We start from the raw sequence: 5,560 nt of genomic DNA on the forward strand, positions 1-5,560 counted from the left end.
TCTACTTGTTCCATTCATCTAAATTAACCTGTACTTCAAAAGTAGTAGAGGGTTCCCACCAACCAGGATAGTAATAATGCTTGACTCCTGGCACTCTATGTAGCCCAATTTTGATATCATCATGAGGACCAATCCACTCCGCAGCATTAATTTCACCATTATTAAAGGCTTTTGTTATATTGCCCCCATTTAGTTTTTCTCCTTGTCTATTTTGCATAGTAGTTTCTACTCCTAGTGCCTCCATTACTTTTCCAGCTAATCTAGGAATACGCATTTTAAATTTTCTTAAATCCTTTAACTCTTGTATGGGAGGAGTATCTTCTATTCCTTCGTCTGCTTTAAACCAACCTCCCATTTGTCCCCCTGTATTACCTGCGGGGAATTGAATTAGACCCTCTTTTTTATAAATTTCTCGTAACTTATCTAAACCGCCTCCATGATAAAGCCAAGCATTTTGCTGCTCTGCATTAAGCCCAAAAGGAATTGCGGTACTAAAATTGAAGGCAGGATTCTGAGCTGCGGATAAATAAGCAGCAGTATAACCACATTGTGATTTTGTGCGACCTCTAACTTCACTAAAAACATCATCTGAAAAGTAATCTTCTTGAAATTCAAAATCAATTTTAAATCCTTTTCCACCCGTTATTGTATTGACAAAATCTCTGACATACTTTGGACCCTTAGCGATGGGTAAATATTCATTTCCGTATTTAAAATCCTTTGGTCTGTATATAGTTGCCATTCTCCATATAATCGTTTTGTCTGTAATAACATTAGGTGAATTAGGAGTAGAGGCTTGTTTTTTTGTGCAGGAACTAAGAGCAGTAAGTCCTAAAGCTGCACTACCAGTAATAGCAAGAAAATTTTTACGTTTCATTTTTCTGATTAATTAATTATTGTTGATAGGATAATTGCCAAAAGTTAATTACTTGTGAACCATAAGTAATTACTTTTACTTGTTGCTGATTATTTACAGAAAGAGCAACATTGGGAGTAGTTGAAATTAAATCTTTTGGAATTTGACAAGTATGCAGTCGTTTCTGACTATATAAATTCCAAAATTCGATAATTCCGCCAAATCTTCCAATCACCAAATTATTGTTATTTGGGCTAATGACGACAGAAGTAATTTGATTATTATTTCCTTTAAGTTCAAGACGACGTTGAGGACTAAGACGAGGTAGATTTTTCCATAATATTCCAACATCATCAAAAACACTAATAATATTTTCATTGGGACTAATGGTTAATGAAGTTATAGGTTTATTTGTATTTTTATCTTTTTTTTTCGGTAATAAATTTGGGTTACTCGCTACACTCAAAATACTGATTTCACCATTGTCACTGCCAAGAATTAAAGTTTCATTATCATAACTAAAAGTAAGAGCAGTTATATTACGATCTAGTTCTAGATCGATTTTAGTTTTTTCAATACTATCTGTATTTATTTCCCATACTAAAATTCTGTTATTACTCCCAATTGCAACATATTTGTGATTAGGACTAATAGTAATTGATTTAATTTCACCAAGATTTACTGAATTTGATTTATTTAATAAAGTAAATTCTGGATCGACTGAGATATCAGTTATACGCCAAACAGCAAATTGTTGCTTTCCTTGACCTAAACTAGCAACTATAGTCTCATTAGTATTTTCATTATGAGAAATAGCTAAACTATTAATATTCCCCAATAAATCTCTATCAATTTTTTCACTATTCTCTTGTTTATTATGCTCTATTAAACTTTTTATTAACCTCTCGTTTTGTGAAGTAATTATTTCTCTGTCTGCACTACTATCTTGGTTGTGAATATTCCATAATTTGATTTCATCATATACAGCAGTAGCCATAATACTACCATCTTGACTAATAGCAACTTTATTGACTAGATGTGAAGAGTCTACTATTAATTCTTCAGGATAATAATTCTCTTCAATAGCATTATTATTGAAACAATTTGAAATTAGTCTTGAGCGTAATCCAATTTCAACTTTTTTCTCTATCGTTGTTAATGGTAAAACCGTTAGACTTGCCAGCAATATATTTAAAAATATATTGCGATGATTAAACTTGAATTTTTTAAATTGTGTGAACATTGTACTTGATAAGTATATTAGTTATTGTTTGATTGATTAAATATATTTGAGGTCAATAAAACTAATGCAAAGACAAAAGCTAATAGACCTCTTGTGAAAATGCTGTGCTCTACAATTAAATTACGAGCAAAAAATACTAAAATTAGTAACAATATATTTGAAAAGATACAAAATTCTAATATTTTCAACTTAAATTGTTTAAACAGCATTAAAGCCAAAAATAATATCAAACAAATCTCTGGAATCCATAATGTAGAAAATAAGGTTGCTAAGGGCAATTCAATATTTAATAAAACAAATTGAAGAAAACTGGTATTGATTCCCATATATGAAGCTTTCCATAATCTACCTTGTTCTAATATTTTATTTTTGAAAGCTTTGATTAATAAAATTAGAGTTTTCTTGACTTCCTTTTTTACAGAAAGTTGATTAAGTTCAGACTCTACCCAATCTAAATTAAATACTTGTTCGTATATTGGATTTAGTACTTTAAGTTGGTTGAGTTCTTTTTTTACTAGACCAGTTAATCTTAACTCTATTTCTGCCGGATTATCATTTGAATTTATTCCGTTTTCAGATTGAAGAATTTCTTTATAAATATTTAGTCGGGTTCTAAGTTGGTCGGGATTATGTTCTAAAAAACGCTTTCTAATATAAGTAAAATGACTGTTGTTCGCTGCTTCATCTGAATTTATTATCAAATTCTCTTTAACTAATTGCCTTATATCAGGATTACGACTTTCACTATCCCTAACTACAATACTGCATAGTTTTTGAGTTAAAAAAGGTTGACCATTAGTCCATTTTAGTATTTCTTGAAGAGTTGCATCAGGGTCATCTACAGTTTCAGTTAATCCTCTACCTAAAGGTTTTTGGACTTGCTCAAATGTAAACCCACTTAGCTCAATACTTTCTCCTATATTAAATGGTGTAGTTTTTGAGCTATTTATTAACTCATCTGGTGTCGCCACTCCAAGAAAGCAAAATACTAAACGATTGTATTTTTGTCTTTGATTATAAAATACTCTAATTAAGGTAAATAAATCGTCTACTAAGAATTTAACGTCAAATAACCAATCTATTTCATCTAAGAAAACAATAAATTTATCTGTTATATTCGGCAACAAAATTTGATCGATAAAATCTTGGAATTTCTTTCTTGGAGAAGATTGACGATCGCTATATTTTGATTGCCATTGAACATAATAGTCTTCTGGCAATTTAAGTTTTTCCCATATTTTATTTGTAATACCTTCAAAGAGGATGTCATAGATGTCCTCCTCACTTTTTTGTTTTTTGTAGTAAAGTGATTTTTCGCTTTTTGTAATTAGTTCTGTAACGTCAATGTAAACATATTTTATTTCGTCTGAACGAAGTTTTTCCATTACCGAATTAGCTGTAGTGGATTTACCTGTTTGTCGAGAATTAAAAACATAACATAGCTCGCCTTGTTTCAAATACTCATACAAAATGTCATCGGTTTCTCTGATAATAAAAGTTTGATTTTTAGGTGATATTGCACCACCACATTGATAATAAATCATTTTATTTCCCTTGAAAAATTTATATTTGAACTTACAGCAGTTTTCATTTCAGTAGACCACAGTAGGGGCGTTAACGATAGTTATGCCAAGCAAATGGCATTCGTCCTTTTGATTATGAAGATGTGGTTTATCAATCTGAAAAGCGCTGTAAGTATGTTTCAAAGATATCTTTTTAAGTAAAGCCGATAAAGCTGACAGCTACAGATATATCTATCTTCTTTTGTCATTTTAATTAATCCTTTATCAATTAATTTTTTGGCAGCAATATTGTCAATATTTATAGGTCTATCTGAATCAATTATTTTTTTCATTTCTTTTGCTAAAAGTCGATTACTATTTCTCTGTAATTTGTTTCTAATTTCCGACAGATGCTCTCCAAAAATCCCCTGTGAGGTTGTGGCATTGTTTAATATTTCTTCTATAGAAATTCTTTTAAGAGCAATATGATACAATCCTAATCGAGTTAAATAAGGGATTCCACCAACAAGTTCCATTATTAACTCTTTAACTTGAGGATTAATTGGAGCTATTGGAAGACCATATCTTGCTATTAATGTCTTTAATTCCTTTTCCGAAAAGTTACGCAGTATTATTTCTTCACCTATATTAAAAGGCGATCCATTTAGTTCTAAATCTCCATCATAATCACGAGTATAAGCAATAATTATTTTCAGCTTTCTCCAAACTGGTTCTGACCCTCCCTTTCCTTGCCATACTCTCAGCATCCTCAGAAAATCTTGACAAACAACTTGAAACTCAAACAAACTATCAATATTGTCTAATCCAATTGCAAGTCCTGAAGGCGCTTGTTCTAAAATTTTGTTTACATAATTGCCACATTGAGTAATTAAACCAATATTTTGACTCTTTTCTGATATTTCTACTTGAGGAAGCTCTGAAAATTCTCCTTTTTTCCTAATCAAAGATAAGAACCAATTTAGAAGATTCTTGAGGTCGTTTCTGTTTGATGACTCTAATTCTTTTAAGTCAATATAAACCGTATTGTAATTACGTTTATTTTTGAAGAGGTACAATATTCTTTTTATTTCAGATGTTTTTCCATTTTGATGGCATCCGGAGATTCTAAGTAAATTACCTGTGCTTGTTAAATAACCAAAACCTTCATCTTCAATATTGCCTCTCGGAATATAATAAGGAGAATCTAAAGGTAAATAAGTTGATAAATCTTCAAATATTGGTTTCACTAACCCATTATCTATTAAATCTTGAAGCCTTTCGGGATGAATTGTATAGTCATAAGGCTTATAAATATAAAATAAAATCGGTATTTTATTATTATCATCTATCCCAAAACACTTTCGGACTTCACTCAATCTTTTGCTTACTGCCGTTCGACACAAATGTAGTTCTTCTGCCAAATCTGTAATTGTTGTGCCTGGTGGTGAATGACACCATTCCCTTACAATATTTTCAGTATTTTCTCCCAACCTTATATAACGTACAAGACGATGATTAAATTCTTCTTCACTAAGAATATCCATAAGTATTTAATCCATTATTTTTGTTTGACAGCATATATCTATACAGGGTAAACGCATCTAAATTCTGGAAACTTCTGCCGTTAAGCTTTAGAGGAATGATGAATATTTATACTCATAAGTCTGACATCCTTGCCCTGTCAGAACTTCAAAATAAGATGCGTTTGCTCTGATATATCTATATTAATCATTGACTAGCTATTCATCTCAATAATGTGACAAAATTAACACGGATTATACCAATTCCCAAAAATAATGCTATACTTCATGAAGACTTCAGTTATTAAATAATAATATAGCAATTCCCAAGAAGCGTGAGGTACAAAATTCCTTGGTTTTAGGGAACAGGGAACACTTAACTGGGAACAGGGAATAGGGAATAGGGAATAGGAAACAGGGAATAGGAAATAGGAACAAA

At 31.1% G+C, this 5,560-nt stretch carries 4 protein-coding genes; all 4 read right to left on the minus strand.

Annotation, left to right across the window (positions count from 1 at the left end; translation table 11 throughout):
• Position 1: 1 nt before the first annotated feature.
• Positions 2–877: a TRAP transporter substrate-binding protein gene (locus F6K40_RS38330; protein ID WP_293144973.1), complete on the minus strand. Its 876-nt coding sequence runs from the start codon at positions 875–877 to the stop codon at positions 2–4.
• Between the two features lie 16 nt (positions 878–893).
• Complete coding sequence (locus tag F6K40_RS38335) at positions 894–2,099, minus strand: WD40 repeat domain-containing protein (RefSeq protein ID WP_293144976.1); 1,206 nt, start codon at positions 2,097–2,099, stop codon at positions 894–896.
• Between the two features lie 17 nt (positions 2,100–2,116).
• Positions 2,117–3,643: an AAA-like domain-containing protein gene (locus F6K40_RS38340; RefSeq protein WP_293144978.1), complete on the minus strand. Its 1,527-nt coding sequence runs from the start codon at positions 3,641–3,643 to the stop codon at positions 2,117–2,119.
• A 158-nt stretch (positions 3,644–3,801) separates the two neighbouring features.
• On the minus strand, positions 3,802–5,145 hold the full coding sequence (locus F6K40_RS38345) for an AAA-like domain-containing protein (RefSeq protein WP_293144981.1): 1,344 nt from the start codon (positions 5,143–5,145) through the stop codon (positions 3,802–3,804).
• Positions 5,146–5,560: the final 415 nt, after the last annotated feature.

It is taken from the genome of Okeania sp. SIO3I5, from assembly GCF_010672085.1.
Lineage (GTDB): Bacteria > Cyanobacteriota > Cyanobacteriia > Cyanobacteriales > Microcoleaceae > Trichodesmium.

Excerpts from the sequence above, each read along its gene's own strand:
- F6K40_RS38330 (WP_293144973.1), bottom strand. The coding sequence starts at position 877 with ATGAAACGTAAAAATTTTCTTGCTATTACTGGTAGTGCAGCTTTAGGA.
- F6K40_RS38335 (WP_293144976.1), bottom strand. The coding sequence starts at position 2,099 with ATGTTCACACAATTTAAAAAATTCAAGTTTAATCATCGCAATATATTT.
- F6K40_RS38340 (WP_293144978.1), bottom strand. The coding sequence starts at position 3,643 with ATGATTTATTATCAATGTGGTGGTGCAATATCACCTAAAAATCAAACT.
- F6K40_RS38345 (WP_293144981.1), bottom strand. The coding sequence starts at position 5,145 with ATGGATATTCTTAGTGAAGAAGAATTTAATCATCGTCTTGTACGTTAT.